Origin of the sequence: Rhizobium sp. AC27/96 (assembly GCF_001692325.1) — a bacterium.
In the GTDB taxonomy this organism is placed as follows: domain Bacteria; phylum Pseudomonadota; class Alphaproteobacteria; order Rhizobiales; family Rhizobiaceae; genus Rhizobium.
This window is the reverse complement of the sequence record NZ_LXKN01000007.1, coordinates 59,679-85,218: the sequence shown is the minus strand read 5'-3', so window position 1 is coordinate 85,218 and position 25,540 is coordinate 59,679. Positions and strand designations below refer to the sequence as shown.

The following is a 25,540-nucleotide window of genomic DNA, read 5'->3' as shown; positions in this document are numbered from 1 at the left end:
TTAAGCATTGAGGAATTCATCCCACTTCTGGACGAGATGGTCGTATTCATCCGGCCACTGATGCCAGTAGGCGACGTTCTTCGCGCGCTCGGCCAGCGAGCCGCCGTCACGCAGGTCGCCTTCCTTGATGCCGCGTTCGGCAGCGCCCACCCAGGGCTTGCCTTCGTACCAGAAGGCATATTTGTCCGGCGCCATGACCTTCTGGATATTGGTCGAGGGCGAGTAGTAGCCCTGTTCCGACACGGTGATGCCGGGCTCGCCGGACAGCCAGTAGTCGGCATAGGCGATGACAGCTTCCTTGTTGGAGGTGCCAGCGATCATCGAAGGCCCGATCGCCCAGCCGCGATAGCCTTCCTTTGGCACGGCGTATTTGCACGCCTTGCCCTGTGCCTTGACCGCCATGACAGCCGGCTGCCAGGCGTCGCAGACCACCATCTCGCCCGATGCCATCAGGTTGACCAGCTCGCCGAAATCGCCCCAAAGCGCGCGGAACTGCCCGTCTTTCTTCTTCGACACGAGGAACTTCGCAGCCTCGTCGATTTCGGCCGTCGTCGGGTTGGCCGGGTTCTTGACGTTCGAAAGTCCCAGCGTGTTCATCGCCATAATCGCCTGACCGAAGGCGATCAGCGGATCGGTATTGAGGCCCGACTTGCCCTTGAACTTCGGATCGAAGATGGCCGCCCATGTATTGGCTTCCTCGGCCGAGAGGACATCGGGATTGTAGCCGATGGAGTCGTAGTTATAGACGGCAGGCACCATGTTCAGCGTCGTCTTGGCATCGTCGGCCCAGATCTGCCCGACGATCTGCTGCTTCGGGTCCCACTTGTCGGAAGGCGTGGTGAAGGTGTCGCGGATATTGGCCCAGTTCTTCAAGGAGGCGGCCGGGATCGGCTCGACATTGTTGGTCATCACGATCGACGGCAGCCGCTCGGCGATGATCTCCCAGCAATCATAATCCTTGGAACCGGAGAGGATTTTGGTCTGCGCGTCCGGGAAGGTCGCGGCCGTGCCGGACGTCTGCCCGACACCGCTGACCTTGCGGAAATCATCCAGGATGCGCTCCTGCACGGTGACGGAAAGCCCGATCGTGCGCAGCTGTTCCTTGGCAAGACCGCTTGCCTGCGCGTAAGCCGCCCGCGACGACAGGAACGGCGTGCCGCCCCCAATCGCCAGCGCCATGACGCCGGCCGAATGTTTCAACAGAGAGCGCCTGTTCATTTCCATTTTGGACATCTCATGTTCTCCAGTGCTGATTGCTGTTCCCTGTGCCCTTGCTGGGCCTGCTTCATTGCTTGCATCGCGCGGCTACCCGCCGCTACCGATCAGTACCGCCCCACGAGGAGGCCACCATCCACGACCAGAACCTGGCCGGTCATGTATCTCGCGCCCTTCGACGCGAGGAATGCGATCACATCGGCAATGTCTTCCGGCTCGCCGAGCCGGCCCATCGGGATGAATTCGGCTGCCTTCTCCGCACCGGCGGGACCGAGCGAGTTCTCCTCCGAAAGAAGCTGGGCGGTGCGGATATAGCCGGGGGCAATGCCGTTGACCCTGATGCCATCCCTTGCGAGCTCGACGGCCAACCCTCTGACCAGCCCGACAACACCGGATTTCGCCGCCGAATAATGGACGTGCTCGTCCCATCCATAGGCGACGCCCATGATCGAGGAGAGGGCGATGATGCTTCCGGATTTGCGCGCGCGCATGCCAGGAACGACGGCACGCACCAGCCTGAAGATGCCCTTCAGATCGACATCCATGGTCAGGTCCCATTTGTCGTCGCTGAGCTCGCCGAGTGGCGTGCGATGGGCGATGCCGGCATTGGCGACGATGACGTCGATCTTGCCGAAACGGGCTTCGACATCCGCGACCAGCCGGTTGGCAGCTTCTGTGGAACGCACGTCATAAAGACGAAACTCAGCCGATCCGCCGGCGATCAGAATATCGCGAACAGCGCTTTCGCCCTCGCTTTCGAGAATATCGGTGACGACGACATGATCGCCGAGCGCGGCAAATGCCTTGGCCGCCGCCCGGCCGATGCCGATACCCGCCCCGGTGACGATGACAATGCGCTGGTTTTGACTGTTCATATGCTTTTCCTCTTCAGAGCATCACGTCGCCGGAATTGGGACCAAGCGTCTGGCCGACGAAAAGGCTGGCGGCAGGCGACGCCAGGAAGGCGACGGTCGCGGCCACTTCCCCCGGCTCGCCGAAGCGTCCGAGCGGCAGCTCGCGTTTCTTGCGCTCGCGCCATTCTTCGGAAAGCCCCTGCACCAGCGGCGTATTGATAGGCCCAGGGGCGACGGCATTGACCCGCACGCCGTGGCTGGAAACCTCGCGCGCAAGCGCCTTGGTCATGCCGATGATGGCGGCCTTGGCGCCGGAGTAATGGACGAGCTCGATGCCGCCGATCTGCCCAAGCTGGGAGGCGACATTGACTATCACGCCCTCACCACGCGCGAGCATCGACGGCATGACGGCCTTGGTCATCAGGAAGGTGCCGCGGACATGCACGGCAAACATCCGATCGAAATCCGCAAGCTCGAGATCTTCGAAAGCCGCCTGATGCGCGATGCCGGCATTGTTGACGAGAAGGGCAACGTCACCGTGCGCGGCCTGGGCGGCGGCATGGATCGCAGCCACGTCCTCAGGCTTGGCGACATCGCCAGCAATTGCGGTCGCTGTACCGCCCACGGAGACGATCTCGGATGCGACGGCCTGAGCCCGTTCGCCGGAGAGATCGTTCACCAGAACTGCGTAGCCGTCAGCCGCAAGTCGAAGCGCGATGGCCCGACCGATACCGGAGCCAGCCCCAGTGACGATTGCGGAAAGCTTGGTCACCATCACGCGTCCTCCTGGATACGGACGCGCTTGGCGCGTCGGACTGACATCCCCATCAGGATCGCGTAGGTGCCGAGAAGCGCGAAGGAGAAGAGGGTCGTGAGCACACCGAAGGCAAAGACGTTCGGATGAACCTCGACGGAGAAGGTGCCGTAGATCGCGAGCGGCAGCGTCAACTCGCGGCCGGAGGCAAACAGCGTCCGTGAGAATTCGTCATAGGAGAGCGTGAAGGCAAAGAGCATGGCCGAGAGAACGCCGGGGAAGATCAGCGGGAAGGTCACCTTGCGGAAGGTGCGGGCCGGTGTGACGCCGAGCGACCAGGACGCCTCCTCCATGCTCGGATCGAACCGGTTGAAGATCGCCAGCATCACCAGGAAGGCGAAGGGGAACGTATAGACCACGTGCAGGACGAAGGCCGTGCTCCACCAGTGCCGATCAATACCGAAGGCATTGGCGACGAGCGCCATGCCGAGGCCGACCAGCACGCCCGGCACCATCATGCCGAGAACGATCAGGTAGAAGACCACGCCGGAGCCACGGAACTTGCGGCGGAACGCCTGTGCGGACATGACGCCGAGCACGGTCGAGACGATCATGGTCATCAGCGCCAGTGCCAGCGACCGGATCAACGCCTGATCGATCGGCAGGGGAGCGATGCGCGAGGGCGGCGTCAACCCGAAGAGATGCTGATACCAATAGGTCGACCATTCGATGATCGGGAATTGTGGGCCGCCCTCCGGCCCCGTCTGGAACGACAGGATCGCCAGAACTGCGAGAGGGCCGTAAAGGAAGACGAGAAAGAGGGCCGTATAAACACCCAGGCCGAGCTTAATGCCGCCAGCGTTCATGGTCAAAGCTCCTTTCTGAGGTCGACGACCTTGAGCAGCGCCGCGATGACCGCGCCCATGACGATCGTCAGGATGACGCCTGCCACCGCCGCAAAGGCCCATTTGAGCGAACCGACCTGGGTGACGATGATATTTCCGAGCAGATTGACCTTGCGGCCCGAGAGGGCAGCGGCAGTTGCGAATTCGCCGAGAACCATCACGGAAACAAAGATCGCACCGACCACCACACCGGGCATCGACAGCGGCAGGATGATGGTACGGAAGATGCGCCAGAAGCCGGCACCGAGATCCTGCGCGGCCTCGATGACCGAGGCGTCGATCCGGCCCATCATGAAGGCAATCGGCCCGACCATGAAGACGCAGTAGATCTGCGTCATGCCGATGATCACCGACAACTCCGAGAAGAGAAGCACCTCTATAGGGTGCTGCACGATGCCGAGCTTCATCAGGATCATGTTGATGGCGCCTTCGGTGCCGAGCATCGGCCGCCAGGCGAGAACGCGGATCAGGAACGAGGTCCAGAAGGGGATGACGCAGAGAACGAGCAGCACGGTCTGCAGCGTCTTGTTCTTGATGAGGAGCCCGACAAAGAGCGCAGCCGGATAACCGACGACGAGCGTCGAGATCAGCACGAGCAGCCAGATGCGGATCGTCGTCCACAGTGCCCCGAGATAGGTGGGGCTGGTCAGAAAGGTGATCCAGCTCTGCAAGGTCAGCGTCGGCTCGATCTTGAAGGTCGTCTGCGTCCAGAAGGAAACATAGACCATCATCAGGATCGGCAGGACCAGGAAGGCGATCATCCAGATCATGCTCGGCGCCAGCAGCCAGAATGTCTTGGCCGTCGTTCCGCGCGCGGCCACGCTTTCCTCGACCGCCTCTTCACGTGTGGCAACCATGGTCATCTCTCGCTCCCCTTGGCATATCCGGAAAAAACTTTCGGGAAGGTCACATCAGCCGAAGACAAGGGCGTCCTCCTTCTTCCAGACGAGTGCATAGCGATCCTTTTCGACAAGGGCCGGCGGACGGGCGTGGCTCAGATGGGATTCGACCTCGAAGACGTGACCGTCATCGAGCGCGAAGAAGGAATTGACCGCCGCGCCGGAATATTCGCTGGCGATGAAATCCGCTTCGATGCGGACCTCGTCGTCAAACTTCGCCGCGTCCTGAGGACGGATCGAAACGCGGTCGTAACGGATGGCATAGGCCGGCTGCGGTGCCTTCCTGCGCGAGGCGTTTAAGGGAAAGCGGCCGGCAGGCCCTATGAAGGCATCATCGACAACAGCACCTGCAAACAGATTGTAGCAATTGAGATAGCGGGCGACGGCGGCCGAGGCGGGGCGATTGTAGATCGCGTCGGAGGAGGCTGCTTGCGCGATGCGACCGGCATCGAGAACGAGCACGAGGTCGCCCATCGCCAGTGCTTCGGATTCGCTGCCCGTGACATGCAGGAAGGTCACGCCGCAACGCTCGCGGATAGCTTTGAGTTCGGTTCGCATGCGGCCGCGCAAATTGGCATCGAGCGCGCCCAGCGGTTCGTCCAGCAGCACCAGTTTCGGCTCGGTCACCAGCGTGCGGGCGAGAGCGACGCGCTGGCGCTGGCCACCGGAAATCTGCGTGACGGCGCGATCGTCAAATCCCTTGAGACCAACCAGCGTCAGCATGTCCTGAACCCGCCTCGCCAGGACGCGCACATCGGTCACGGGATCGACCTTGCGATTGCGCAGACCGAAGGCGACGTTTTCGCCGACCGACAGGTGTGGAAACAGAGCAAAATTCTGAAAGACGAAGCCGATGCCACGGTCGTGCGGGGCTACTCCATCCAGGCGGTTGCCATGAAAGAGGATCGAGCCGGAATCCGGCTCTTCGAAACCGGCGATGACGCGCAGTAGCATCGTCTTGCCTGAACCGCTTGGCCCGAGCAGCGAGATATAGGCATTGTCGGGCAGGGCAAAATCGACCGCGTCCAGCGCGGCCGCGCCGCCATAGGACTTGGTGACTTTCTTGAGCTGAATAACGGTCGACACCGAATTCCCACCAGTTTCAAGGCAAGGACCATCCTTTTGGCAAAGCGCCGCCATTGCCGGATTGCCATCAATCCAGACACCAGACGTCGGTCTGCGTTCGCGCAAGATCACATGCGCGTCAAAGAGATGTTCCTTGGCGTTTCAATGAGTTCCACCTGTGGCGCTTCTAACGAGCGCCTTGACGATTGAAGCATTACATAAATGATTTTTGTATTCAATAGGCTTTTTCAGAAAGTCTAGGGGTCAGCGCGATCGTGACCAAGGCACGAAGGATGAAGAAGGGAAAGTCGCAGGAATTTCGCGGCCATTCGGCACAAAACATCCGTTAAATATGCCAAATACGAGCTATCTACCGGGCGCGCATGTTCGATTTGCGCCCGCCATATCTCCCACCTTCGACATCGACCGTCGTGATAGCAAGAATCTATTTTGCACTTAAAAACATATTTTGTATTCAATGCTCATTTATTTTTGCGCTATGTTAGCGTTACAAAACGCGTAAGAGTGGGGCATCGGAACGACGTGAGTCCATTGCATCAGATGACCGAAAGCCATACGCGCCCCAATGCGCAGAAGCGCTACGAGATCGCGGAGGATGTGCTGCGCAGCAATATCGGCGACAGCACGCTGCCGCCTGGCGTCGTATTGCTTGAAGGTCCGATCGCCGACATCCTGCAGATTTCCCGCGCACCCGTGCAAAGGGCTCTTCAGACGCTGGAAAGCGAAGGGCTGGTGCACCGCTTCAACGGGCGCGGCTATCTTGTCGGTCCCTCCGGCCAGGGTATCGAGCCGAACCGCACCGACATCAAGACGCTGGGCCTCACCATTCCCCGCCATGCCGACGAAGCGCTTCAAAGCCGCGCCTCCTGGGAGCGGATCTACAACACCGTCGAGGCGGATGTCGCCGGCTGCGTCGTCTTTGGCCAATATCGCATCATCGAGATTGAGCTTGCCGACCATTTCAAGGTCAGCCGCACGGTGGTTCGCGATGTGCTCACCCGCCTGCGCGAGCGCGGCCTTGTGCGCAAGAACCAGTCGTCCCACTGGATCGCCGGGCCGCTGACCGCCCAGATGATCAAGGATCACTACGGCCTGCGCGGCATGCTTGAGCCGCAGGCGCTGATCGCCGGCGCGAACAGGGTCGACCGCGAACAATTGAACGACCTCTTCCTGCGTCTTTCCGAGTTGGAACGGCTGGAGCCTGCCGATCATCTTTCGGCGATCGAGGCCGTCCATGCGGATTTCATCGATATCTGCATCCTTGCCACGCCGAATGAACGGCTGAAGGAATCGATCCGAAACAATCTGCTGCCGGTTACCGCGACCGAACGATTGCTCCGGCAACTCGGCCTGCCTGGCGACCCGGCCATCATCACCGAGTTGCGCCTGATAACCGAACTGCTGCTGCGCGGCGCCGTCAAAGCGGCGGCGGCGATGATAGAGAGCCATCTGGAAGCGTCGGTCAATCGCACCATCGCGCAGATGAAGATCGTCGCCATCATTCCCGGCCCAAGCGTAACGGCCGCCTATCTGACCCGCGTCCTCGAATGAGAGGCCGGCAGTCCGAATGAAACTCGGTGTCGAAGCGGCCGTCATTTGCCTATCCCTTCATGACAGAGCCGCGCGCAAGCGCTCGAGCAATGCCTGGCGATCCGCACGAGCCGAAAGCGCCTGATCCATCGTCACCTCGACGAATTGCGTTGGCGTATGGGGCTGCAATTGCGCGATAAGATCCATGTCGGCTGAAATCACCGTTCCGACCATGAAGTAACCGCCACCGGAAACGGCGTCGCGATGCAGGATAATCGGCTCCGTGCCGCCCGGCACCTGGATCGAACCATAGGGGTAGCAGCTGTCGACGATATTCGAGGGGTCCGAGCCGGCACCAAAGGGCTGCTTGCGTTCGACGAATTCAAGCTTGCGGCCGCCACGGAAGCGGTAGCCCATGCGATCGGCTTCCAGCGCCACCTTCCATTGGTCAGCAAAGAAATTGCGCTTGGCTTCCTCTGTCAACCGATCCCAGTAGAGGCCAGGCAGCACCCGCAACTCAGCCGGCATGCCGGGCTTGCGGCGCAGCTCTTCCGCAACAGATCGTCCCTCGCTCGCCATTGAGCTCTTGCCGACGGGCAATTCGTCACCGGCAGCAATCGCTCTGCCCTGATAACCGCCAAGCGCACCGATCACATAGGTCGATCGGCTGCCGAGTGCCTCCGGCACGTCAATGCCGCCCGACACGGCGATATAGATGCGCGCGCCAGACTTCAGGAAGTCGAAGCTGACCGTCTGGCCGGCCCTGACCTTCAGCGCCGTCCATCCCGGTTGAAGCTCGCCGTCAATCCTGACCGGCATCTCGGCGCCGGTGACCGCAATCAGCGCATCGTCGAGAAATTCAAACTTAGGACCCATGAAGACGGCCTCCAGCCCGGCCGCACCTTCATCATTGCCGACGAGAAGGTTTGCTGCGCGCATGGCATAGCGATCCATGGCGCCACCGACCGGAATGCCCAGATGGAAATAGCCGGGGCGGCCGAGATCCTGAACCGTTGTCGAAAGGCCGTGATGAAGAACCTTAATGGCCATGCAGCGCGCCCTCCAGCTTGGCATTGTAGCCGTCTATGTCAGCCTGATATTGACGGAGATCGAAGCTGACCTCGCGGATCGGCGGAGCGAACCGGCCCTTGTCGACGTCTTCGACTGCCTGGTCGTAGCCACCGCGATCGATCGGCCGGAATTTCACGATATCGCCGGGGCGGAAGAACACCATGAAGTCGCGCAGATAGCTCGTCGACTGCGTGGGATCGAAGATCGGCATCGGCGTAATCCCGAACATCTGGTAGCCGCCTGCGCCGCGCACCGAATAGATGCAACCGAAGCAGCCGCCATGGCCGACGGTCAGGCGCGGCGTATCGGTCCGCGGGCGCAGATATTTCGGCACCTCGATCTGCCGCTGCCGCTCCACCATCTGATACATGAACGGCAGGCCGGCGACGAAGCCGACCATCGAGACGAACCATGGCGAGCCGGCATGAGCGGACACGAAATCCTCGACAGCATCATAGCCGTTGATTTTCGCGGCATAGTCGAGATCGGTTCCTGTGGGCTCCTGATGGCGCTCGCGAAAGCGCATCAGCGTCTCATGCGTCCACGGATCGTTATAGAAAACCGGGATTTCGACGATGCGGGTGGTGATGACGGGCTCTGCCTTTTCGGCCGCACCCTCGATTGCCTTCACCTCGCGCAGAAGGTCGTCGGGCTTGATCAGATCGGGATTGAACTTGATCTGGAAAGACGCATTGGCGGGGCAGATTTCCGTAATGCCCTTGATGGCGCTTTCTCGCACCCCTCTGGCCATCGACAGGCTTTTGAAGAAGGCTTCGAGCGACATCTCGTCGCTGCATTCGATGAAGAGATGTTCATCGCCTCCGAATGTATAGCGAGCAGGCATCAGGCGACCTCCGTGGCTATGCCGTCGACCGCGTTAAAATCGGTCTCCAGCCAGGATTCGAGAAAACGCGTATGGAAAGCTCCCTTGCGCACCGCCGGGTCTCTCGCGAGCGCAAGATGCAGCGGGATCGTCGTCGGCAAGCCTTCGATGGTCAGGCCGGAGAGCGCGACCGCAAGCTTGTCGAGGCAGGCATTGCGATCCTCCGCCCAGACGATCAGCTTGCCGAGCAGGGAATCATAGAAGGGCGGAACGGTGTAGCCGGCATAGAGCATCGTATCGAAGCGGATGCCTTCACCCTCTGGGATCGAAAGCCGCGTCACGGTGCCCGGCGCCGGCTGAAAGCCTTTCGCCGGGTCCTCGGCATTGATCCGGCATTCGATGGCATGGCCCCGCGCCTGAATGTCGGGCTGCGACAGAGACAGGGGAGCTCCACCCGCCACCTTGAACATCTCCTGCACGAGATCGATGCCGGTGATCATTTCGGTGACCGGATGCTCGACCTGGATGCGTGTGTTGACCTCGATGAAATAGAACTGGCGGCTATCTTCATCGTAGAGATATTCGACGGTTCCTGCGCCGCGATAACCGACTTCAGCGGCAAGCGCCACCGCGCTGGCACAAAGCTGCTGTCGCACCTCGTCGGGCAGCAGGAAAGCCTGCGCTTCCTCCCACACTTTCTGGCGGCGCCGCTGCAACGAGCATTCGCGCTCGAAGCAATGCACGAAGTTGCGGCCATCGCCGAAAATCTGCACCTCGATGTGCCGGGCGCGCGTGATGACCTTTTCCATGTAAAGGCCGCCGTCGCCGAAGGCTGCGGCAGCCTCGGCCGAGGCAAGCGGAAACTGCTCCTTCAGTTCAGCCAGCGACTGGACAATGCGGATGCCACGCCCACCACCGCCGGCTGCGGCCTTGATCATCATGGGAAAGCCGGTACGCCCGGCGACCACTTCGGCAGCCGCAATATCGGCCACGCGCCCGTCGCTGCCGGGCACCGTCGGCACACCGGCTCGTTTGGCAATCTCGCGCGCAGCAACCTTGTCACCAAGCATACGGATAGCCGTGCCGCTTGGCCCGATGAAGATCATGCCCGCCGCCTCGACGGCATCGGCAAAATCTCCGTTCTCTGACAGGAAGCCATAACCCGGATGGACAGCGTCGACGCCGGTCGAACGAGCCGCAGCGATAATCGCCTCGATATTCAGATAGGACTTCTTCGGCGCTGGCGAACCGATATTGATCGTCTCGTCAGCAAGCTTGACCGCAAGCATCTCAGCGTCGGCCGCGCTATAGACCTGCACGGTGCGAATGCCAAGCGCCTTTGCCGCCTTTATGATCCTGACGGCAATCTCGCCGCGATTGGCAACCAGAACGGAGCGGATTGTCATGGATCGACCTCCGCGATGACCTGTCCGGCCATGACAGGCTCCTCGTTCTCGACGAGGAAGGTGATGTTCCTGCCATCCAGACCGGCTGGGATCTGCTGGAAGGTCTTCATGACCTCGATGACCCCGATCGTATCGCTTGCGGCGACGGCGTCACCCTCGGCCTTGAAGGGGGGCACGTCCGGCGACGCGGCCCTGTAGAAGGTTCCCGGAAGGGGTGATCTGATCTCAAGCCTGCTCATGGGACCTCCGCGCGGCGTCATTGTTCAAAATCTGCGAAACAGGTGCAATTCTTATACCCTCGGCAACAAGGGCCTCGCGCATATGGCGCACGATATCGAGCGCACCCAAAGTATCGGAATGAAAACAGATGGAATCGAAGGCAATGGGAATATCCGTGCCGTTGACGGTGCGGACCACGCCCTCGGTGCAGGCCCTGACCACCTTGCGCGCGATCGCCTTCGGATCCGGGCGGCCGACATCCCTGGTAAAGACGATCCAGCCCGTATCGCCATAATCGCGGTCGGCATAGAACTCGCGAACGACCGGCTGACCTGCCTCTTGCGCGGCAAGGCAGGTCGCCGAACCGTCCATGCAGAAGACGAACATGTTCGGTGCCACAGTGCGCATGTACTGGATGAATATCTGCGATAGGTCGACATTCGCCGCCAATTCCATGTAGAGCGCGCCATGCGGCTTCACATGCTGCACCGGCACGCCGTGGCGTCTCGCAAACTCCCGCAATGCGCCGACCTGATAGACCAGGTCGTTGATGATCTCGCGGCTGGTGCCGTTGATCTTGCGCCGCCCGAAGCCCTGGAGATCGTTATAGCCGGGGTGCGCGCCGACGCCGACCCCATGGGCCGCCGCCAGACGGACGGTCTCGTCCATCAGGTTGGGGTCGCCCGCGTGAAAACCCGTGGCGATATTGGCCGAGCTGACGAGTGAGATGAGCTCCTCATCCAGAGCATCGCCGATCCGCCACCGGCCGAATGCCTCTCCCATATCGCAATTGATATCGACCGCTTCCTTCAAATGCATCCCCTCGCATGCTCGCCCTGATCGGGCCGTTATGGAAACGCTAGAGGGAAAGACGCATGTTGAAAAATACAATTTTCAAAAGATCATTATCTGATTAATTGATATCCTAGCTTAAAATTGCACCAGTAATTCCCTAGTAATATCAATTTAGTAAGCACATTGGGCGAGAAGGAAGCGAAATTTACATCGCCTTTAGGTCTTTGAATCTGATTAGCTACAGTTGTTTTCAGATAAATTGATGGGGAACAAGCATCATGAGTCTCAGCCTGCGGCAGCTTCGCTACTTCGTCGCGACGGCGGAATATGGCCAGATTTCCCATGCGGCCATCAGCCTGTCGATATCACAATCGGCAGTGACCGCCGCCATCAAGGATCTGGAGCTTTCGGTCGGCGTCTCCTTGTTCAGCCGCACGCCCCAGGGCATGGAACTGACCTCGGCCGGTCGGCAATTCCTGTCGCATGCCTATGAGATTCTGGCCAAGGTCGACGAAGCGACGCACCTCAATCTGGTCAGCAGCGATATCGAGGGCGAGCTCGTCGTCGCCGCGACCTATACGGTGATCGGATACTTCCTGCCCCTGCATATCGAGCGGATGAGACGGCTCTACCCGAAGCTCAGGATCCAGATCTACGAGGTCAATCGCGAGTCGATCGAAGAGGGGCTGCTCACCAACCGCTACGATATTTCGGTGCTGCTGACGTCGAACATTCTCAACCCGATGCTGACGACCGAGACATTGCTGAGTTCTGTCCGTCGGCTCTGGGTTCCAGCCGGGCACGGCCTGCTGCGCCGTGATGGTGTCGGCCTGCGCGAGATCGCCGAAGAGCCCTATATCATGCTGACCGTCGACGAGGCCGCTCATTCCTCGCTGAAATACTGGAGCCGGACCACCTACCAGCCGAAAGTGCTTCTGCGGACAAGTTCGATCGAGGCGGTGCGATCGATGGTCGCCAACAGCCTTGGCGTCGCGATCCTCTCGGACATGGTGCATCGTCCCTGGTCGCTTGAGGGGCGCCGCATCGAAACGGTCAACATTCAAGACCCTGTGCCGCCGATGGATGTCGGCCTCGGATGGCGCGCCAATATCGAGTTCACACCGCCGATGCTGGCATTCAGGCGCTACTTTCAGCAGGCTTTCGGCCTGCCGGGCACGAATGCCTGATGATTTCATCAAATTCCCCTGACCAGGAGGGTTCTGATGCAGACCGGCGACGTCGTCACAAACAGCGATCGCTGATATGCTGGCCGAGTTGCATTGACTTCATTCCAGCAGTACAAGATTTTGGTACGCCATAATATGGCATTCAGGAATTGAGGTGCGGACATGAATGACGATGCACATAGCGCTGCAATCCGCGTGGAGCGCCCGGCCAAGACATTGCGTGAACTCGCGCTCGACAAGGTGCGAGAGGCTATCGTCAATGGTTATTTCCGCCCGGGAGATCGTCTGGTCGAGCGAGATCTCTGCGCGCAGCTCGGCGTGAGCCGCACCATCGTGCGCGAGGTGCTGCGGCATCTCGAATCCGAGGGCCTTGTCGCCAATCTCCCGAACAAGGGGCCGATCGTCGCCCACCTCAATCACGACGAAGCAAAGCAGATCTACGAGATCCGCGGCGCACTCGAAGGCATGGCAGCGCGTCTCTGTGCGGAGCAGAACAATCCTGCGATTGCCGACGCCCTGGACAAATCGCTTGAGGATATAAAAAGCAGCTACCGCGACAAGGATATGGCCGGCGTGCTCGCCCACACCTCATCCTTTTACCAGACGCTGTTCAGCATGGTCGATCGCCATATCGCGTGGGGAGTGGTCAATCTCCTGACCGTGCGTATCAATCATCTGCGGTCGATGACGATCAAGACGCAAAACCGCGATGTCCAAGGACCGGCGCAGATGGCCCGCATTGTCGATGCCATCCGGCGTGGAGATGGCGAGGGCGCGTATCAGGCCGCCATGGACCATGTCGCCGGCGCGAGCGCGATTGCCCAGGCGGTGCTTTCAGGGCACGAGCGGATCGATTGATCCCTGCCTCCGTTTAATGCGCAACCTTCCACCGGAGCGGTGAGGCGCATTATTATCTGCGATCTTTCGGCTGCCTCTCATCGGCGAGCTGCCTGTCGGGCTGCCAAGCCTACGGGCTATAAGCCTATCCCAATCCGATTATTTGCCGCGATAGATCATGCAAAACAGAGCGCCAAATAGCTAAGATACAACCGCAATCCGCCAGTTCCCAAGACCATCTCGCGACGCTGGCCTGATCGAAGGCATGACGGCGCCTCGCATCGTATTCCGATCTAACTAATTGCTATAATTAGATTTTCTTCACCGCTCCGCGACTTTTTATCAGCCAGCACAAAGCTGCTTGACAGCCATGTATTATGGCATACCATCATACGGACTTCAGAAAAGCGAGCGGCATCATGACCTTCCAAATCCGTAAAACCGTCCTGCAGATCGAAACCACATTAATTGAAGGGGGCAGGGCCGCGCCGACGCCGCTGAAACTGTTCTCGGCTTGCGCGATCGTAAAAAACCCCTGGGCCGGCCGCGACTTTGTCGAGGATCTGAAGCCTGAAATTCACGCTGCGGCACCGATTCTCGGTGAACTGCTCACCAAAATGATCATTGACGCCGTCGGATCGGGCGAGGCCGTCGAAGCCTATGGCAAGTCGGCAGTGGTCGGCCTCGATGGCGAGATCGAACATGCTTCGGCGCTGATCCATACGCTGCGCTTCGGCAACCATTATCGCCACGCCGTCGGCGCAAAATCCTACCTCGCTTTCTGCAACACGCGCGGCCCGGCCAATGCGCCAATCATGATCCCGCTGATGGACAAGAACGATGAAGGCCGGCGCTCACATTATCTGACGATCCAGACGTCGATCGCCGATGCACCCGCCGCGGATGAAATCGTCGTCGCTCTCGGCGCCTCCGTCGGCGGCCGGCCGCATCATCGCATTGGCGACCGTTATCAGGATCTCAAGGATCTGGGACAGGATGTGTCCAATCCGGCAGGCGTTTGAGAGAGCGGCCGCCACGATGTCGACCCTGGACACCATAGCGCAAGGCAAGGCAGATGCTCCCAAGGTGAAAGCATTGCCCCGTAAGATCACGGCAGGCGGTACGGCCTACCATGAGGTGGGCACGGGTGAACCGCTTGTTCTCATCCACGGAGTCGGCATGCGCCTCGAAGCCTGGGCACCTCAGATCGCTCAATTCTCCAAGACGCATCGCGTCATTGCCGCCGACATGCCGGGCCATGGTGAAAGTAGAGCCCTGCCTGCAGGCAGCCGCCTGGCAGCCTTTGTCGGCTGGTTCGGCGGTTTCCTTGACGAGATGGAGCTCGGCGTGGTCAATGTTGCCGGCCATTCGATGGGTGCGCTCATCGCCGGCGGCGCGGCGGCGACCTTCGGCGAGAGGATCAAGCGCATCGCCTATCTCAACGGCGTCTATTGTCGCGATGCAGAGGCGAAAGCGGCGGTCCTGGCACGCGCGGCGGCAATCCCATTGACCGGCGTTGACAAGCAAGGGCCGCTCCAACGCTGGTTCGGTGATGACGCCCAAAGCTCCGTTGCCCGCGAACTGACCCGTAACTGGCTGAACCTTGTCGATCCACAGGGATATGCGACAGCCTATGCGGCTTTTGCCGGCGGCGACGAGACCTATGCCGATCGCTGGCCGAGCGTAAAGGCGCCGGCATTGTTTCTGACCGGCTCGGACGACCCCAATTCGACGCCGCAAATGGCAGAGAAAATGGCAGCGGCGACGCCCAAAGGCTGGGTGCGGATCGTCGAGGGACATCGCCACATGGTCAACCTGACGGCACCCGAGACCGTCAACGAATTGCTTGCCGAGTGGCTTTCATATGGGGAGGGCGCGAGATGACGATGCAACAGATCGACGCGAGGGCTTTGCGCGATGCCTTTGGCGCATTTCCGACCGGCGTCACGGTCGTAACCGCGCGCGATGCCGCCGGTCTGCCGATCGGTTTCACGGCGAATTCCTTCACCTCGGTCTCGCTCGATCCGCCGCTTCTCCTGGTGTGCCTGGCAAAGACCTCGCGCAATTTTGCGACCATGACGGGCGCTACACATTTCGCGATCAACGTCCTGTCGGAAACCCAGAAGGATATTTCCAACACCTTCGCACGTCCGGTCGAGGACAGGTTTGCGACCGTCGAATGGAGCGGCGGTGCTGACGGCTGTCCGATCCTTGCCGATGTCGCCGCCTGGTTCGAGTGCGCCATGAAAGAGGTCATCGACGCAGGCGACCATGTCATCCTCATGGGACGTATCGCCTCGTTCCAGAACAGCAGTCACAATGGGCTCGGCTACACGCGCGGCGGTTATTTTACGCCGATGCTGGCGAGCAAGGCGGTGTCGGCCGCCACAGACGGCAATATCGAACTTGCCGCCGTCGTCGAGCATGAAGGAGAAATTCTGCTCCTCGGCGATGATATCCTCTCCTTGCCGAGCTGCGAGGGCAGAGACGGAAGCCCCACCGACATTCTGAGCGGCTACCTGCAGGAGCTGACCGAACTTTCGGTGACGATCGGCTTTCTCTATTCCGTCTATGAAGGCAAAAGTGATGGCAGGCATCACATCGTCTATCGCGCTTTCGCCTCGCAAGGCGAGCCGCGCCAGGGCAAATTCCTCAAGCCGGAAGCCTTAAGCAGGGCGCGCTTCAAGACGACTTCGACAGCGGATATCGTCACTCGTTTCGCACTCGAAAGCCAGATCGGCAATTTCGGCGTTTATTTTGGAGACGAGACCTCCGGCACCGTCCGCCCGGTCTCGACGAAGGTGGCACGGGCATGAAATTCTCTCTCTTCGTTCACATGGAACGGCTCGACGCGAACCAGAGCCATAAGAGCCTCTACGACGAATTCGTCGCTCTTTGCGAGATCGCCGACAGGGGCGGCATGCACGCCATCTGGACCGGCGAGCATCACGGCATGGACTTCACCATTGCGCCCAATCCCTTCGTGACCATCGCCGATCTGGCGCGCCGCACCTCGCGGGCGAGATTGGGAACGGGAACGGTGATCGCGCCTTTCTGGCATCCGATCAAGCTTGCCGGCGAAGCGGCCATGGCCGATATCATCTGCGACGGCAGGCTCGATATTGGTATCGCCCGCGGCGCCTATTCCTTCGAATATGAGCGCCTTTTGCCTGGTCTTGATGCCTGGGGCGCCGGCCAGCGCATGCGCGAGCTGATCCCCGCGATCAAGGGCATCTGGAAGGGCGACTATGCCCATGACGGCGAATTCTTCAAATTCCCCGCGACGACCTCGGCGCCGAAGCCGCTGCAGGAGCCGAACCCTCCGATCTGGGTCGCCGCACGCGATCCGAACTCGCATGAATTTGCTGTCGCCAATGGCTGCAATGTCCAGGTGACGCCGCTCTGGCAGGGTGATGACGAGGTCGAGGCGCTGATGGGCCGCTTCAACGATGCCTGCGCCAAGAACCCTGACATTGAGCGCCCAAAGATCATGCTGCTGCGCCATACCTATGTCGGCTCGTCGGAAGCTGATATCGCTGAGGCCGCTCACGAACTCAGCGTCTACTACAATTACTTCTTCGCCTGGTTCAAGAACGAGAAGCCTGTTCGGCAAGGCCTGATCGAGCGCATTTCCGACGAGGATATCAGGGCGAATGCCATGCTCTCGGATGCTGTCATGCGCAGCAACAATGTCGTCGGCGACGCCGCGACCGTGATCGCGCGGCTAAAGGCCTATCAGGCGATGGGCTACGACGAATATTCCTTCTGGATCGACACCGGCATGCCGTTCGAGCGCAAGAAAGCTTCGCTCGAACGGTTCATTGCCGAGGTCATGCCGGCATTTGCGGAGTAAACCCATGCAGCGCTTCCAGTCCTACATCAACGGTGAATTCCTGGACGGGGAAGCCCGCTTCCAAAGTATCGATCCTGCAACGGGCGATGTCTGGGCCGATATGCCGGAAGCGCGCGAGGGCGATGTCGATAATGCCGTCAATGCCGCCGAGCACGCGCTTTACGAGGGCCCTTGGGCCAGGTTGACGGCGACGCAGCGCGGCAAGCTGCTCTATAAGCTCGCCGATCTCGTCGCTACAAACGCCCAAAAGCTCGCCGAACTGGAAACGCGCGATACCGGCAAGATCATTCGCGAGACCTCGGCGCAGATCGCCTATGTCGCCGATTATTATCGCTATTATGCAGGGATCGCCGACAAGATCGAGGGATCCTACCTTCCGATCGACAAGCCCGATATGGATGTCTGGCTTCGCCGCGAGCCGATTGGTGTCGTTGCCATGGTCGTGCCGTGGAACAGCCAGCTCTTCCTTTCCGCCGTCAAGATTGGCCCGGCATTGGCCGCTGGCTGCACCATGGTCGTCAAGGCCTCGGAAGACGGCCCGGCGCCGCTGCTGGAATTTGCCCGTCTGGTGCATGAAGCCGGCTTCCCGGCCGGCGTCGTCAACATCCTCACCGGCTTCGGCCCTTCCTGTGGCGCGGCTCTGGCGCGGCATCCGAAGGTCGCCCACGTCGCCTTTACCGGCGGCCCGGAAACCGCACGCCACATCGTGCGCAACTCGGCTGAGAACCTCGCCTCGACATCGCTGGAACTCGGCGGCAAGTCGCCCTTCATCGTCTTTGCCGACGCCGATTTTGAAAGCGCTGCCAATGCCCAGGTCGCCGGCATTTTTGCCGCGACCGGTCAAAGCTGTGTTGCAGGCTCCCGGCTGATCGTCGAGCGCAGCGTCAAGGACGCGTTCCTGTCCATCCTCAAGCGCAAGGCCGAGGCAATCCGCATCGGCGCGCCGCTCGACATGGCGACCGAAGTCGGCCCGCTCGCGACAAAGCGCCAGCAGGATCATGTGGCAGCCCTAGTCGAAAAATCAGTCGGGAGCGGCGCACGTCTTGTCGTTGGAGGCGAGAGGCCGGCTGGCAATGGCTATTATTTCCCGCCGACGATCCTGGACTGCGACGGTGTTGCTTCGCCGTCGCTGGCCGAGGAGTTCTTCGGTCCGGTTCTGTCTGTCGTCTCGTTCGAGACGGAGGCCGAAGCGCTGAAACTTGCCAATGATACCCGCTATGGGCTCGCCTCCGGCGTCTTCACCCAGAATCTTACGCGCGCTCATCGCCTGATGAAGGGGATCCGCGCCGGCGTCGTCTGGGTCAACACCTATCGCGCGGTATCGCCGATCGCCCCCTTCGGCGGCTTCGGTCTTTCCGGGCACGGCAGGGAAGGCGGCATTGCCGCGGCACTCGATTACACGCGCACCAAGACGATCTGGCTGCGCACGTCAGATGATCCGATCCCCGATCCTTTCGTCATGAGGTGAGGCCGATGTTCTACGAAATCCGCACCTACCGGCTGAAGAACGGCGCGATCCCGCAATATCTCAGGGTTGTCGAGGAGGAAGGGATTGCCATCCAGAAGGCGCATCTCGGCAATCTGGTCGGCTATTACTATTCGGAGATCGGAACGATCAACGAGATCGTCCATATCTGGTCCTATGTGAGCCTCGACGATCGTGAAGCGCGGCGCCAGCGTTTGGCTGCCGACCCTGAGTGGCAGGCTTTCCTGCCCAGGATTCGCGATCTGATCGAAGTGGCGGAAAACAAGATTATGAAGCCGGCTAGCTTTTCTCCCATGGGATGAGCGAACGGACGCATAAGGCACGACTGAAAGACCAAAAAACAAGGACAAAGGGAACATGAAAGCAAGAATTGCACTCGCGGCCTTTGCCGCAATGATGGCCGCCTGCTTGCCTGCGAAGGCCGATACCATGGTCTTCACGAGCTGGGGAGGAACAACGCAGGATGCCCAGAAGGTTGCCTGGGCCAACCAGTTTACCGAAAAGACCGGCATCGGCGTCATGCAGGACGGACCGACGGATTACGGCAAGCTGAAAGCCATGGTGGAGGCTGCCCGCGTGAGCTGGGATGTGGTCGACGTCGAAGGCGATTACGCGGCTCAGGCCGGCAAGAACGGGCTTCTGGAAAAGCTGGACTTTTCCGTCATCGACAAGTCCAAGCTCGATCCACGTTTCGTCAGCGATTACTCGGTCGGCAGCTTCTACTATTCCTTCGTGATCGGCTGTAATGCGGATGCGGTCAGTGCCTGCCCGAAGACATGGGCCGACCTCTTCGACACGAAGAAATTTCCGGGCAAGCGCACCTTCTACAAGTGGTCAGCACCGGGCGTGATTGAAGCCGCCTTGCTGGCGGACGGTGTCCCCGCAGACAAGCTCTATCCGCTCGACCTCGATCGCGCCTTCAAGAAACTCGACACGATCAAATCGGATATCGTCTGGTGGTCGAGCGGCGCGCAATCGCAGCAGCTTCTGGCATCGGCCGAAGCGCCGTTCGGCAGTCTCTGGAACGGTCGCATGACCGCGCTTGCCAATAGCGGCGTCAAAACCGAGACGTCGTGGAGCCAGAACATCACCGCAGCCGATTCCCTCGTCATCCCCAAGGGCGCTCCGAACCTGGAGACGGCGATGAAGTTCATCGCGCTTGCAACATCGGCGCAGGCGCAGGCCGATATGGCGAAAGCGACGGGATACGCCCCAATCAATCTCGGTTCGGCCAAGCTGATGGATCCGGAAACGGCAAAAACCCTGCCGGACCAACAGACGGCCGGCCAGGTCAACGCCGATATGAATTACTGGGCCGAAAACCGCGATGCCATCGGCAAGAAGTGGTACGCCTGGCAGGCCCAATAAGCCCCAGGAAGCTGACAAAAGCACCGCGGACCGACGTTCGCGGTGCGGCAATGCGAGGTGCGGGCCAGTCTGGTGGCCAAGGTTGTCAGGCTAAGCTCACGGTGGGAAAGAATTGCCATGTCGACATATATTGACGTTGCGGATGAAGCTGCGCCGACTCGCAAAGCGGCGAGGCCCACCGGGTTTGGGCAGGTGATACCGGCGCTGATCTTCGTCGCGATCTTTTTCGTCTTTCCAGTCATAGCGCTCCTGCTGCGCAGCGTGATGGAACCGACGTTCGGACTTGGCAATTATGTCGAGCTGCTGGGCTCCGAGACCTATGTGAAAATCTTCGCCAATACCTTCATCGTCTCCGGCCTGGTCACTGTGATATCGCTGCTGATCGGCTTCCCGGTTGCCTGGACGCTGGCGATCATGCCTTCGAGACTGGCTTCGGTCATATTCGCGATCCTGCTTCTGTCGATGTGGACCAATCTGCTTGCAAGGACCTATGCCTGGATGGTCTTGCTGCAGCGGACCGGCCTGATCAACAAAATGCTTCTTGGCATGGGCCTGATCGACAAGCCGCTCGCGCTCGTCAACAATCTCACCGGCGTCACCATCGGCATGACCTATATCATGCTGCCCTTCATCATCCTGCCGCTCTATGGCGTCATCAGGAAGATCGATCCGGCGGTGCTGCAGGCAGCCGCTCTTTGCGGCGCAAGCCGTTGGCAGTGCCTCACCCGCGTCCTGCTTCCGCTCGCCGCTCCCGGCATGATGGCGGGCGCCTTGATGGTTTTCGTCATGTCGCTCGGCTACTATGTCACTCCGTCGCTGCTTGGCGGCACGGCGAACATGATGCTGGCCGAGCTGATCGCCCAGTTCGTGCAATCCCTCGTCAACTGGGGGATGGGCGGTGCCGCGGCCTTTGTCCTGCTCGTCGTTACGCTATCGCTCTACGCAGTCCAATTGCGGCTGTTCGGCACGCAGAATGCGGGAGGGCGCTGAGATGCTGCTCAATTTCAGCCAGCTCGGCTGGTGGAAGTATGTTCTTCTCACTATCACCGTTCTTACGGCCGCCTTCTTGCTGATGCCGATCCTCTTCATCGCGGCGCTGTCATTCGGCTCGTCGCAATGGCTGATCTTCCCGCCGCCGGGCTGGACGCTGCGCTGGTACGGCGAACTCCTGTCCGATCCGCAATGGCTGGAATCGGCCTGGACGAGCTTCAGGATTGCGGTGCTCGTCACGGTGCTTTCGGTGTTGCTGGGACTGGTGACCTCATTCGGCATCGTGCGCGGCAAGTTCCTGTTTCGCGATGCGCTGAAGGCCCTGTTCCTGACGCCGATGATCCTTCCGGTCGTAGTCTTTGCCGTTGCGCTCTATGCCTTCTTCCTGCGCATTGGCCTTGGCGGTACCCTGGTCGGCTTCGTTCTCTCTCACCTCGTCCTGGCACTGCCTTTCTCGATCCTGTCGATCTCCAGCGCGCTCGAGGGTTTTGACAAGTCCATCGAGGATGCGGCTGTGCTCTGCGGCGCTTCGCCGCTCGAGGCAAAGATCAGGGTCACATTGCCCGCCATAAGCCACGGGCTCTTCTCCGCCGCGGTCTTCTCGTTCTTGACGTCCTGGGACGAGGTGGTCGTGGCGATCTTCATGGCAAGCCCAACGCTGCAGACACTACCGGTCAAAGTCTGGACGACGCTGCGGCAGGATCTCACCCCGGTCGTCGCCGCCGCCTCCACACTTCTCATTCTGTTGACGGTCACTTTGATGGCGCTGGCCGCGATCGTACGCAAGGTTCTGAAATCATGAGTGAATCCTTTCTGAAAATAAAAGGCATCCGCAAGGAATATGGCCCCGTGGTCGCCGTGCACGACGTCAATCTCGATGTGCGGCGCGGCGAGTTCATGACCTTCCTCGGCCCCTCCGGCTCGGGCAAGAGCACGACGCTCTACATATTGGCCGGCTTCGAGAATCCGACCAGGGGCGACATCCTGCTGAACGGCGAAACCTTGCTGTCGACGCCATCGCACAAGCGCAATATCGGCATGGTGTTCCAGCGCTACACGCTGTTCCCGCATCTGACCGTGGGAGAAAACATTGCCTTTCCGTTGAGGGTACGGCGCAAGTCAAAGGCGGACGTTGATAGCCGGGTCAAGGAGATGCTCCGTCTTGTCCGCCTCGAAGGCTTCGAGGATCGCAAGCCCGCCCAGATGTCCGGCGGCCAGCAGCAACGCGTCGCGCTTGCCAGGGCACTCGCTTACGATCCGCCGGTGCTTTTGATGGACGAGCCGCTATCGGCGCTCGACAAGAAGCTTCGCGAGGAGATCCAGCACGAAATAAAGCGGATCCATCAGCAGACCGAGGTAACGATCCTCTACGTCACCCACGATCAGGAGGAGGCATTGCGGCTTTCAGATCGCATCGCTGTCTTCTCGAAAGGCGTTATCGATCAAATCGGCACCGGGCCGGAACTCTACGCCAATCCACGCACCCGCTTCGTCGCCGAATTCATCGGCGACAGCGATTTCATCTCCTGCCGCCTGCTGTCATCCGATAATGGGCAGGCGACGATCTCGCTTGGAGAGCAGGCGGTCTTCGAGCGCATTCCGGTTCATGGCCGGGCTGCCGCCGGCGGCAAGGCCGCGTTGATGCTGCGTCCAGAACGCATCCGGCTCGGCCGCAAGGCAGGAGCGGAAAATAGCCTCAGCGCCACCGTCGGCGACATTACCTTCCTCGGCAACAACGTCCATGTCTCAACGTTGATCAGCGCCGGCGAGACCTTGTCCGTGCGTCTGCCCTTCGGCCACGAGGCAATTTCAGGCCTCAGCCGTGGCGATCGTGTCCACCTGGAATTCGATCCGGATGCTGCCCATGTGTTCTGCTGAAGCAATCCCGGCGAAAGTGCATGGAAAGAAGATTGAAAGTGCCGGCCGCTAGACCGCAGCATTCTCATTGCACATAGACCGGAACGACAGCCGAGGTTTCGTCGCGATAGGGCAAACGGATCTGGAAGCGATGTGCGCCGCTCTGGATAGGCCAGAAAACGGGCTTGTCCGGATCAGTGATTGCGAAGGGCTCGCCGTCGACATACCAGACGATCTGCGGCACATGCGGCTGAACATCGGCCTTCAGGGCCAGCCGGTTGAACACGGCCGGCTGCTCGGGATTACGCCAGATCTGGCTGTTGCGCGCAGGCGTCGAAATGGCAAGATGGATCTGTGGACTGGAAGCGTCGGCATTGGCGGGTGAATAGCCCTTGATTCTCCCTGCCACAGCGCTGATGGGCAAAGGCTTGAGATTGCCATCCGGACGAGGTTGCATGGCTGCCGTCTTCGGCATTTCATCCGGCTTCAACCATTCGACCAGCGTCTGGCTGCAGGTGTTGTCGTTCGCCTGTCCATTGACGACGCAAACATCGACCGGCTTGCGGTCCGGTGGCGTTGGAAAACGCGCATCGGCGATGTCTCCGGGCTTGTTGCCATGGACCCGATCGATGATGTCGTGCACGAGACGCGCGGCAGTCCCGGCGCCGGTCATCCGGTTCATGGTGCCGTTATCGCCGCGCCCGACCCAGACACCGACGATCACTTTCTCCGAATAGGCCATGGCCCAGGCATCCCGATAGCCCTGCGAGGTGCCGGTCTTGATGGCGACGGGAAAGGGATATTCCAGCGAACCATAGCGATGGAAACTCGGCAATCTGGCCTGGGGATCGGACAGGAAGGATGTCACGAGCCGTGCTGTATCGAGAGACATGATCCGCACGGATTGCGGCTGCGGCTGCTCACGCGCCCAGCGCAGATCCTGCAACTGCCCATCATTGGCAAGCGCGCCATAGGCTCGCATCAACCTGTCCAGGCGCGTCGGCAGAGAACCGATGGCCATCGACAGGCCGAAATAATCGGCCGGGGTTTCCAGATCATGCAGGCCGAGATCGCGCAAGAAGCGGAAGGTCGTCTCGAGACCGATCGTGCGCAGCAGGTTGGTGGCGGGCACATTGCGGGAATTGGCAAGCGCCTGGCGCGGCAGCATCGGCCCGAGGAATTCGCGGTCGGCATCGCCAATGCCGGAGGCGCCCTCTTGCAGATCCAGCAACATGTCCGTCGGCTTCAGCAGGCCGCGTTCGAACGCCAGCGCATAGATGAAGGGTTTCAAGGTCGAGCCCGGTGAGCGTTGTGTCCGGGTATAGTCGAACGCACCGGCATGACGACCGTAATAACTGCGCGATCCCACTTGGGCCAGAACCTCGCCCGTCTGGCGCGACACCACCATGACGCCGACCTGCTGCGCGCCCGCGGAGCGCCAGTGATCGAGATGTTGCCGCGCAAGTGCTGTCACATCGGCCTGGAGACCGAGATCGATCGTCGTGTGGATGAGCGGCATGCTAGCCGAGGCGGGAGATATCTGGCCGCTTTCGATAAGATCGTGATAGCGCAATATCAGGTGCAGCGCATCCGGGCGGCGGGGCAGGTTGGGCATTTGCACATTATCAAGCTGACGATGCGCAATCTCGGCCTCGTCGGCATTAATGACATTCTGCTTCAGCAGGACGTCCAGCATCTGGTGGCCGCGCTGAATGGCCCGGCGCAGGCCCTGCGGGCGCAGCGGGTTCATCCGCGTCGGCGATTGCGGGATCGCCGACAACAAGGCAATTTCCGCCCAGGACAGATCCGCCACCGGCTTGTCGAAATACAACCGCGCCGCATGGGCAATGCCGTGACTGCCGTTTCCATAGGGCGCCAGCCGCAAATATTGCGCCAGCACGGCCTCCCGGCCGTAGCGCAGGGTCAACAGGATACCGGTGCCGGCCTCCAGGATCTTGTGCACGAAGCTGCGCGATTCCGGCTGCTGCATGCGCGCCACCTGCATGGCAATCGTCGAAGCGCCGGAGCGGTGTCTGGCAGCGCCGAGATTCTGCCAGGCCGCCCGGCCGACGGCATAGGGGTCAACGCCGGCATGTTCGAAGAAGCGCCTGTCTTCGAGGGCCAATGTCGCCTTGACGAAGCGATCAGGCAGTTGCTCCAATGGCCAATAGCCGTAATCGACACGCCCGCTGGCGTCATCGCTGTGGCCAATCTGCGCAAGGAAAGCACCGCTACGGTCATAAAGTATCGGTGTCGGTGCAGGCGCAATCAGCTGTGCACGCTGATTGATGAGATATCCATAGATCAATGCGCCGGCTACGAGCACCAGCGAGAAAAAAAGAACGAGCTTTGATCGACGGCTTCTCAATAGTGTCATAGCCCGGCCGGCCAGCTCCTTGCCTGAT

25 protein-coding genes are annotated in these 25,540 nt (G+C 60.4%); 13 read left to right on the top strand and 12 right to left on the bottom strand.

What is annotated here, in order from left to right; translation table 11 throughout:
* The 6 genes from A6U86_RS09170 to A6U86_RS09145 form a co-directional block, all read right to left on the bottom strand.
* Positions 1-1,233, bottom strand: coding sequence for a PotD/PotF family extracellular solute-binding protein (locus A6U86_RS09170; protein WP_068389431.1), 1,233 nt, complete (start codon positions 1,231-1,233; stop codon positions 1-3).
* 89 nt (positions 1,234-1,322) lie between these two features.
* Positions 1,323-2,090, bottom strand: a complete 768-nt coding sequence (locus A6U86_RS09165) for an SDR family NAD(P)-dependent oxidoreductase (protein ID WP_068389429.1) — start codon at positions 2,088-2,090, stop codon at positions 1,323-1,325.
* Between the two features lie 13 nt (positions 2,091-2,103).
* Positions 2,104-2,844, bottom strand: coding sequence for an SDR family NAD(P)-dependent oxidoreductase (locus A6U86_RS09160; RefSeq protein ID WP_068389427.1), 741 nt, complete (start codon positions 2,842-2,844; stop codon positions 2,104-2,106).
* Positions 2,844-3,689 (bottom strand): ABC transporter permease, encoded by an 846-nt coding sequence (locus A6U86_RS09155; RefSeq protein ID WP_068389426.1) that lies wholly within the window; start codon positions 3,687-3,689, stop codon positions 2,844-2,846. The genes A6U86_RS09160 and A6U86_RS09155 overlap by 1 nt, the downstream gene beginning before the upstream one ends.
* A 2-nt stretch (positions 3,690-3,691) precedes the next feature.
* Positions 3,692-4,591 (bottom strand): ABC transporter permease, encoded by a 900-nt coding sequence (locus tag A6U86_RS09150; protein WP_068389425.1) that lies wholly within the window; start codon positions 4,589-4,591, stop codon positions 3,692-3,694.
* Positions 4,592-4,639: 48 nt separating this feature from the next.
* On the bottom strand, positions 4,640-5,713 hold the full coding sequence (locus A6U86_RS09145; protein WP_068389715.1) for an ABC transporter ATP-binding protein: 1,074 nt from the start codon (positions 5,711-5,713) through the stop codon (positions 4,640-4,642).
* Positions 5,714-6,253: 540 nt separating this feature from the next.
* Here A6U86_RS09145 and A6U86_RS09140 point away from each other — a divergent pair.
* Complete coding sequence (locus tag A6U86_RS09140) at positions 6,254-7,264, top strand: GntR family transcriptional regulator (protein WP_068389420.1); 1,011 nt, start codon at positions 6,254-6,256, stop codon at positions 7,262-7,264.
* A 57-nt stretch (positions 7,265-7,321) separates the two neighbouring features.
* Here the strand turns inward: A6U86_RS09140 and A6U86_RS09135 are convergent, their stop codons facing one another.
* From A6U86_RS09135 to A6U86_RS09115, 5 genes are read right to left on the bottom strand one after another with little or no spacing between them, the layout of a single operon-like run.
* Positions 7,322-8,293, bottom strand: a complete 972-nt coding sequence (locus tag A6U86_RS09135) for a biotin-dependent carboxyltransferase family protein (RefSeq protein ID WP_068389417.1) — start codon at positions 8,291-8,293, stop codon at positions 7,322-7,324.
* A complete protein-coding gene (locus A6U86_RS09130; protein WP_068389415.1) occupies positions 8,283-9,158 on the bottom strand; it encodes an allophanate hydrolase subunit 1 in 876 nt (291 codons plus the stop codon). The genes A6U86_RS09135 and A6U86_RS09130 overlap by 11 nt, the downstream gene beginning before the upstream one ends.
* Positions 9,158-10,543, bottom strand: coding sequence for an acetyl-CoA carboxylase biotin carboxylase subunit (locus tag A6U86_RS09125; protein WP_068389411.1), 1,386 nt, complete (start codon positions 10,541-10,543; stop codon positions 9,158-9,160). The genes A6U86_RS09130 and A6U86_RS09125 overlap by 1 nt, the downstream gene beginning before the upstream one ends.
* Positions 10,540-10,782 (bottom strand): acetyl-CoA carboxylase, encoded by a 243-nt coding sequence (locus A6U86_RS09120; protein WP_068389409.1) that lies wholly within the window; start codon positions 10,780-10,782, stop codon positions 10,540-10,542. Before A6U86_RS09120 ends, A6U86_RS09125 begins: the two co-directional genes overlap by 4 nt.
* Complete coding sequence (locus A6U86_RS09115) at positions 10,769-11,575, bottom strand: 5-oxoprolinase subunit PxpA (RefSeq protein ID WP_068389712.1); 807 nt, start codon at positions 11,573-11,575, stop codon at positions 10,769-10,771. Before A6U86_RS09115 ends, A6U86_RS09120 begins: the two co-directional genes overlap by 14 nt.
* A 260-nt stretch (positions 11,576-11,835) precedes the next feature.
* Between A6U86_RS09115 and A6U86_RS09110 the strand changes: the two genes are divergently transcribed.
* The 12 genes from A6U86_RS09110 to A6U86_RS09055 all read left to right on the top strand — a co-directional run bounded on the left by A6U86_RS09110 (position 11,836) and on the right by A6U86_RS09055 (position 23,156).
* Positions 11,836-12,744 carry a LysR family transcriptional regulator gene (locus tag A6U86_RS09110; RefSeq protein ID WP_068389406.1) on the top strand — a complete coding sequence of 303 codons (909 nt, stop codon included), beginning with the start codon at positions 11,836-11,838 and terminating at the stop codon, positions 12,742-12,744.
* A 162-nt stretch (positions 12,745-12,906) separates the two neighbouring features.
* Positions 12,907-13,602 (top strand): GntR family transcriptional regulator, encoded by a 696-nt coding sequence (locus A6U86_RS09105; RefSeq protein WP_068389404.1) that lies wholly within the window; start codon positions 12,907-12,909, stop codon positions 13,600-13,602.
* Between the two features lie 398 nt (positions 13,603-14,000).
* The gene (locus tag A6U86_RS09100) at positions 14,001-14,603 is read left to right on the top strand and encodes an amino acid synthesis family protein (RefSeq protein WP_068389710.1); all 603 of its coding nucleotides are present in this window, start codon (positions 14,001-14,003) and stop codon (positions 14,601-14,603) included.
* Between the two features lie 16 nt (positions 14,604-14,619).
* A complete protein-coding gene (locus tag A6U86_RS09095) occupies positions 14,620-15,465 on the top strand; it encodes an alpha/beta fold hydrolase (RefSeq protein ID WP_068389400.1) in 846 nt (281 codons plus the stop codon).
* Complete coding sequence (locus A6U86_RS09090; protein ID WP_068389398.1) at positions 15,462-16,397, top strand: flavin reductase family protein; 936 nt, start codon at positions 15,462-15,464, stop codon at positions 16,395-16,397. The genes A6U86_RS09095 and A6U86_RS09090 overlap by 4 nt, the downstream gene beginning before the upstream one ends.
* The gene (locus A6U86_RS09085) at positions 16,394-17,434 is read left to right on the top strand and encodes an LLM class flavin-dependent oxidoreductase (protein ID WP_068389392.1); all 1,041 of its coding nucleotides are present in this window, start codon (positions 16,394-16,396) and stop codon (positions 17,432-17,434) included. Before A6U86_RS09090 ends, A6U86_RS09085 begins: the two co-directional genes overlap by 4 nt.
* A 4-nt stretch (positions 17,435-17,438) precedes the next feature.
* Complete coding sequence (locus A6U86_RS09080) at positions 17,439-18,902, top strand: aldehyde dehydrogenase (RefSeq protein ID WP_068389389.1); 1,464 nt, start codon at positions 17,439-17,441, stop codon at positions 18,900-18,902.
* A 5-nt stretch (positions 18,903-18,907) separates the two neighbouring features.
* Entirely contained in the window at positions 18,908-19,222 is a 315-nt protein-coding gene (locus A6U86_RS09075) for an NIPSNAP family protein (protein WP_068389386.1), read from the top strand.
* A gap of 55 nt (positions 19,223-19,277) precedes the next feature.
* Positions 19,278-20,288: a polyamine ABC transporter substrate-binding protein gene (locus A6U86_RS09070; RefSeq protein ID WP_068389383.1), complete on the top strand. Its 1,011-nt coding sequence runs from the start codon at positions 19,278-19,280 to the stop codon at positions 20,286-20,288.
* Between the two features lie 117 nt (positions 20,289-20,405).
* The gene (locus tag A6U86_RS09065) at positions 20,406-21,278 is read left to right on the top strand and encodes an ABC transporter permease (protein ID WP_068389381.1); all 873 of its coding nucleotides are present in this window, start codon (positions 20,406-20,408) and stop codon (positions 21,276-21,278) included.
* A gap of 1 nt (position 21,279) precedes the next feature.
* The gene (locus tag A6U86_RS09060) at positions 21,280-22,080 is read left to right on the top strand and encodes an ABC transporter permease (protein WP_068389707.1); all 801 of its coding nucleotides are present in this window, start codon (positions 21,280-21,282) and stop codon (positions 22,078-22,080) included.
* Positions 22,077-23,156: an ABC transporter ATP-binding protein gene (locus tag A6U86_RS09055; RefSeq protein WP_068389378.1), complete on the top strand. Its 1,080-nt coding sequence runs from the start codon at positions 22,077-22,079 to the stop codon at positions 23,154-23,156. Before A6U86_RS09060 ends, A6U86_RS09055 begins: the two co-directional genes overlap by 4 nt.
* A gap of 64 nt (positions 23,157-23,220) precedes the next feature.
* Here A6U86_RS09055 and A6U86_RS09050 read toward each other — a convergent pair whose 3' ends face one another.
* The gene (locus tag A6U86_RS09050; RefSeq protein ID WP_068389375.1) at positions 23,221-25,512 is read right to left on the bottom strand and encodes a transglycosylase domain-containing protein; all 2,292 of its coding nucleotides are present in this window, start codon (positions 25,510-25,512) and stop codon (positions 23,221-23,223) included.
* Positions 25,513-25,540: the final 28 nt, after the last annotated feature.

Bases quoted from the DNA above. Each gene is read 5' to 3' on its own strand.
- A6U86_RS09110 (WP_068389406.1), top strand. From the start codon at position 11,836: ATGAGTCTCAGCCTGCGGCAGCTTCGCTACTTCGTCGCGACGGCGGAA.
- A6U86_RS09085 (WP_068389392.1), top strand. From the start codon at position 16,394: ATGAAATTCTCTCTCTTCGTTCACATGGAACGGCTCGACGCGAACCAG.
- A6U86_RS09165 (WP_068389429.1), bottom strand. From the start codon at position 2,090: ATGAACAGTCAAAACCAGCGCATTGTCATCGTCACCGGGGCGGGTATC.
- A6U86_RS09095 (WP_068389400.1), top strand. From the start codon at position 14,620: ATGTCGACCCTGGACACCATAGCGCAAGGCAAGGCAGATGCTCCCAAG.
- A6U86_RS09065 (WP_068389381.1), top strand. From the start codon at position 20,406: ATGTCGACATATATTGACGTTGCGGATGAAGCTGCGCCGACTCGCAAA.
- A6U86_RS09055 (WP_068389378.1), top strand. From the start codon at position 22,077: ATGAGTGAATCCTTTCTGAAAATAAAAGGCATCCGCAAGGAATATGGC.
- A6U86_RS09150 (WP_068389425.1), bottom strand. From the start codon at position 4,591: ATGACCATGGTTGCCACACGTGAAGAGGCGGTCGAGGAAAGCGTGGCC.
- A6U86_RS09080 (WP_068389389.1), top strand. From the start codon at position 17,439: ATGCAGCGCTTCCAGTCCTACATCAACGGTGAATTCCTGGACGGGGAA.
- A6U86_RS09050 (WP_068389375.1), bottom strand. From the start codon at position 25,512: ATGACACTATTGAGAAGCCGTCGATCAAAGCTCGTTCTTTTTTTCTCG.
- A6U86_RS09105 (WP_068389404.1), top strand. From the start codon at position 12,907: ATGAATGACGATGCACATAGCGCTGCAATCCGCGTGGAGCGCCCGGCC.
- A6U86_RS09060 (WP_068389707.1), top strand. From the start codon at position 21,280: ATGCTGCTCAATTTCAGCCAGCTCGGCTGGTGGAAGTATGTTCTTCTC.
- A6U86_RS09130 (WP_068389415.1), bottom strand. From the start codon at position 9,158: ATGCCTGCTCGCTATACATTCGGAGGCGATGAACATCTCTTCATCGAA.
- A6U86_RS09140 (WP_068389420.1), top strand. From the start codon at position 6,254: ATGACCGAAAGCCATACGCGCCCCAATGCGCAGAAGCGCTACGAGATC.
- A6U86_RS09135 (WP_068389417.1), bottom strand. From the start codon at position 8,293: ATGGCCATTAAGGTTCTTCATCACGGCCTTTCGACAACGGTTCAGGAT.
- A6U86_RS09160 (WP_068389427.1), bottom strand. From the start codon at position 2,844: ATGGTGACCAAGCTTTCCGCAATCGTCACTGGGGCTGGCTCCGGTATC.
- A6U86_RS09155 (WP_068389426.1), bottom strand. From the start codon at position 3,689: ATGAACGCTGGCGGCATTAAGCTCGGCCTGGGTGTTTATACGGCCCTC.
- A6U86_RS09125 (WP_068389411.1), bottom strand. From the start codon at position 10,543: ATGACAATCCGCTCCGTTCTGGTTGCCAATCGCGGCGAGATTGCCGTC.
- A6U86_RS09170 (WP_068389431.1), bottom strand. From the start codon at position 1,233: ATGTCCAAAATGGAAATGAACAGGCGCTCTCTGTTGAAACATTCGGCC.
- A6U86_RS09100 (WP_068389710.1), top strand. From the start codon at position 14,001: ATGACCTTCCAAATCCGTAAAACCGTCCTGCAGATCGAAACCACATTA.
- A6U86_RS09090 (WP_068389398.1), top strand. From the start codon at position 15,462: ATGACGATGCAACAGATCGACGCGAGGGCTTTGCGCGATGCCTTTGGC.
- A6U86_RS09120 (WP_068389409.1), bottom strand. From the start codon at position 10,782: ATGAGCAGGCTTGAGATCAGATCACCCCTTCCGGGAACCTTCTACAGG.
- A6U86_RS09070 (WP_068389383.1), top strand. From the start codon at position 19,278: ATGAAAGCAAGAATTGCACTCGCGGCCTTTGCCGCAATGATGGCCGCC.
- A6U86_RS09075 (WP_068389386.1), top strand. From the start codon at position 18,908: ATGTTCTACGAAATCCGCACCTACCGGCTGAAGAACGGCGCGATCCCG.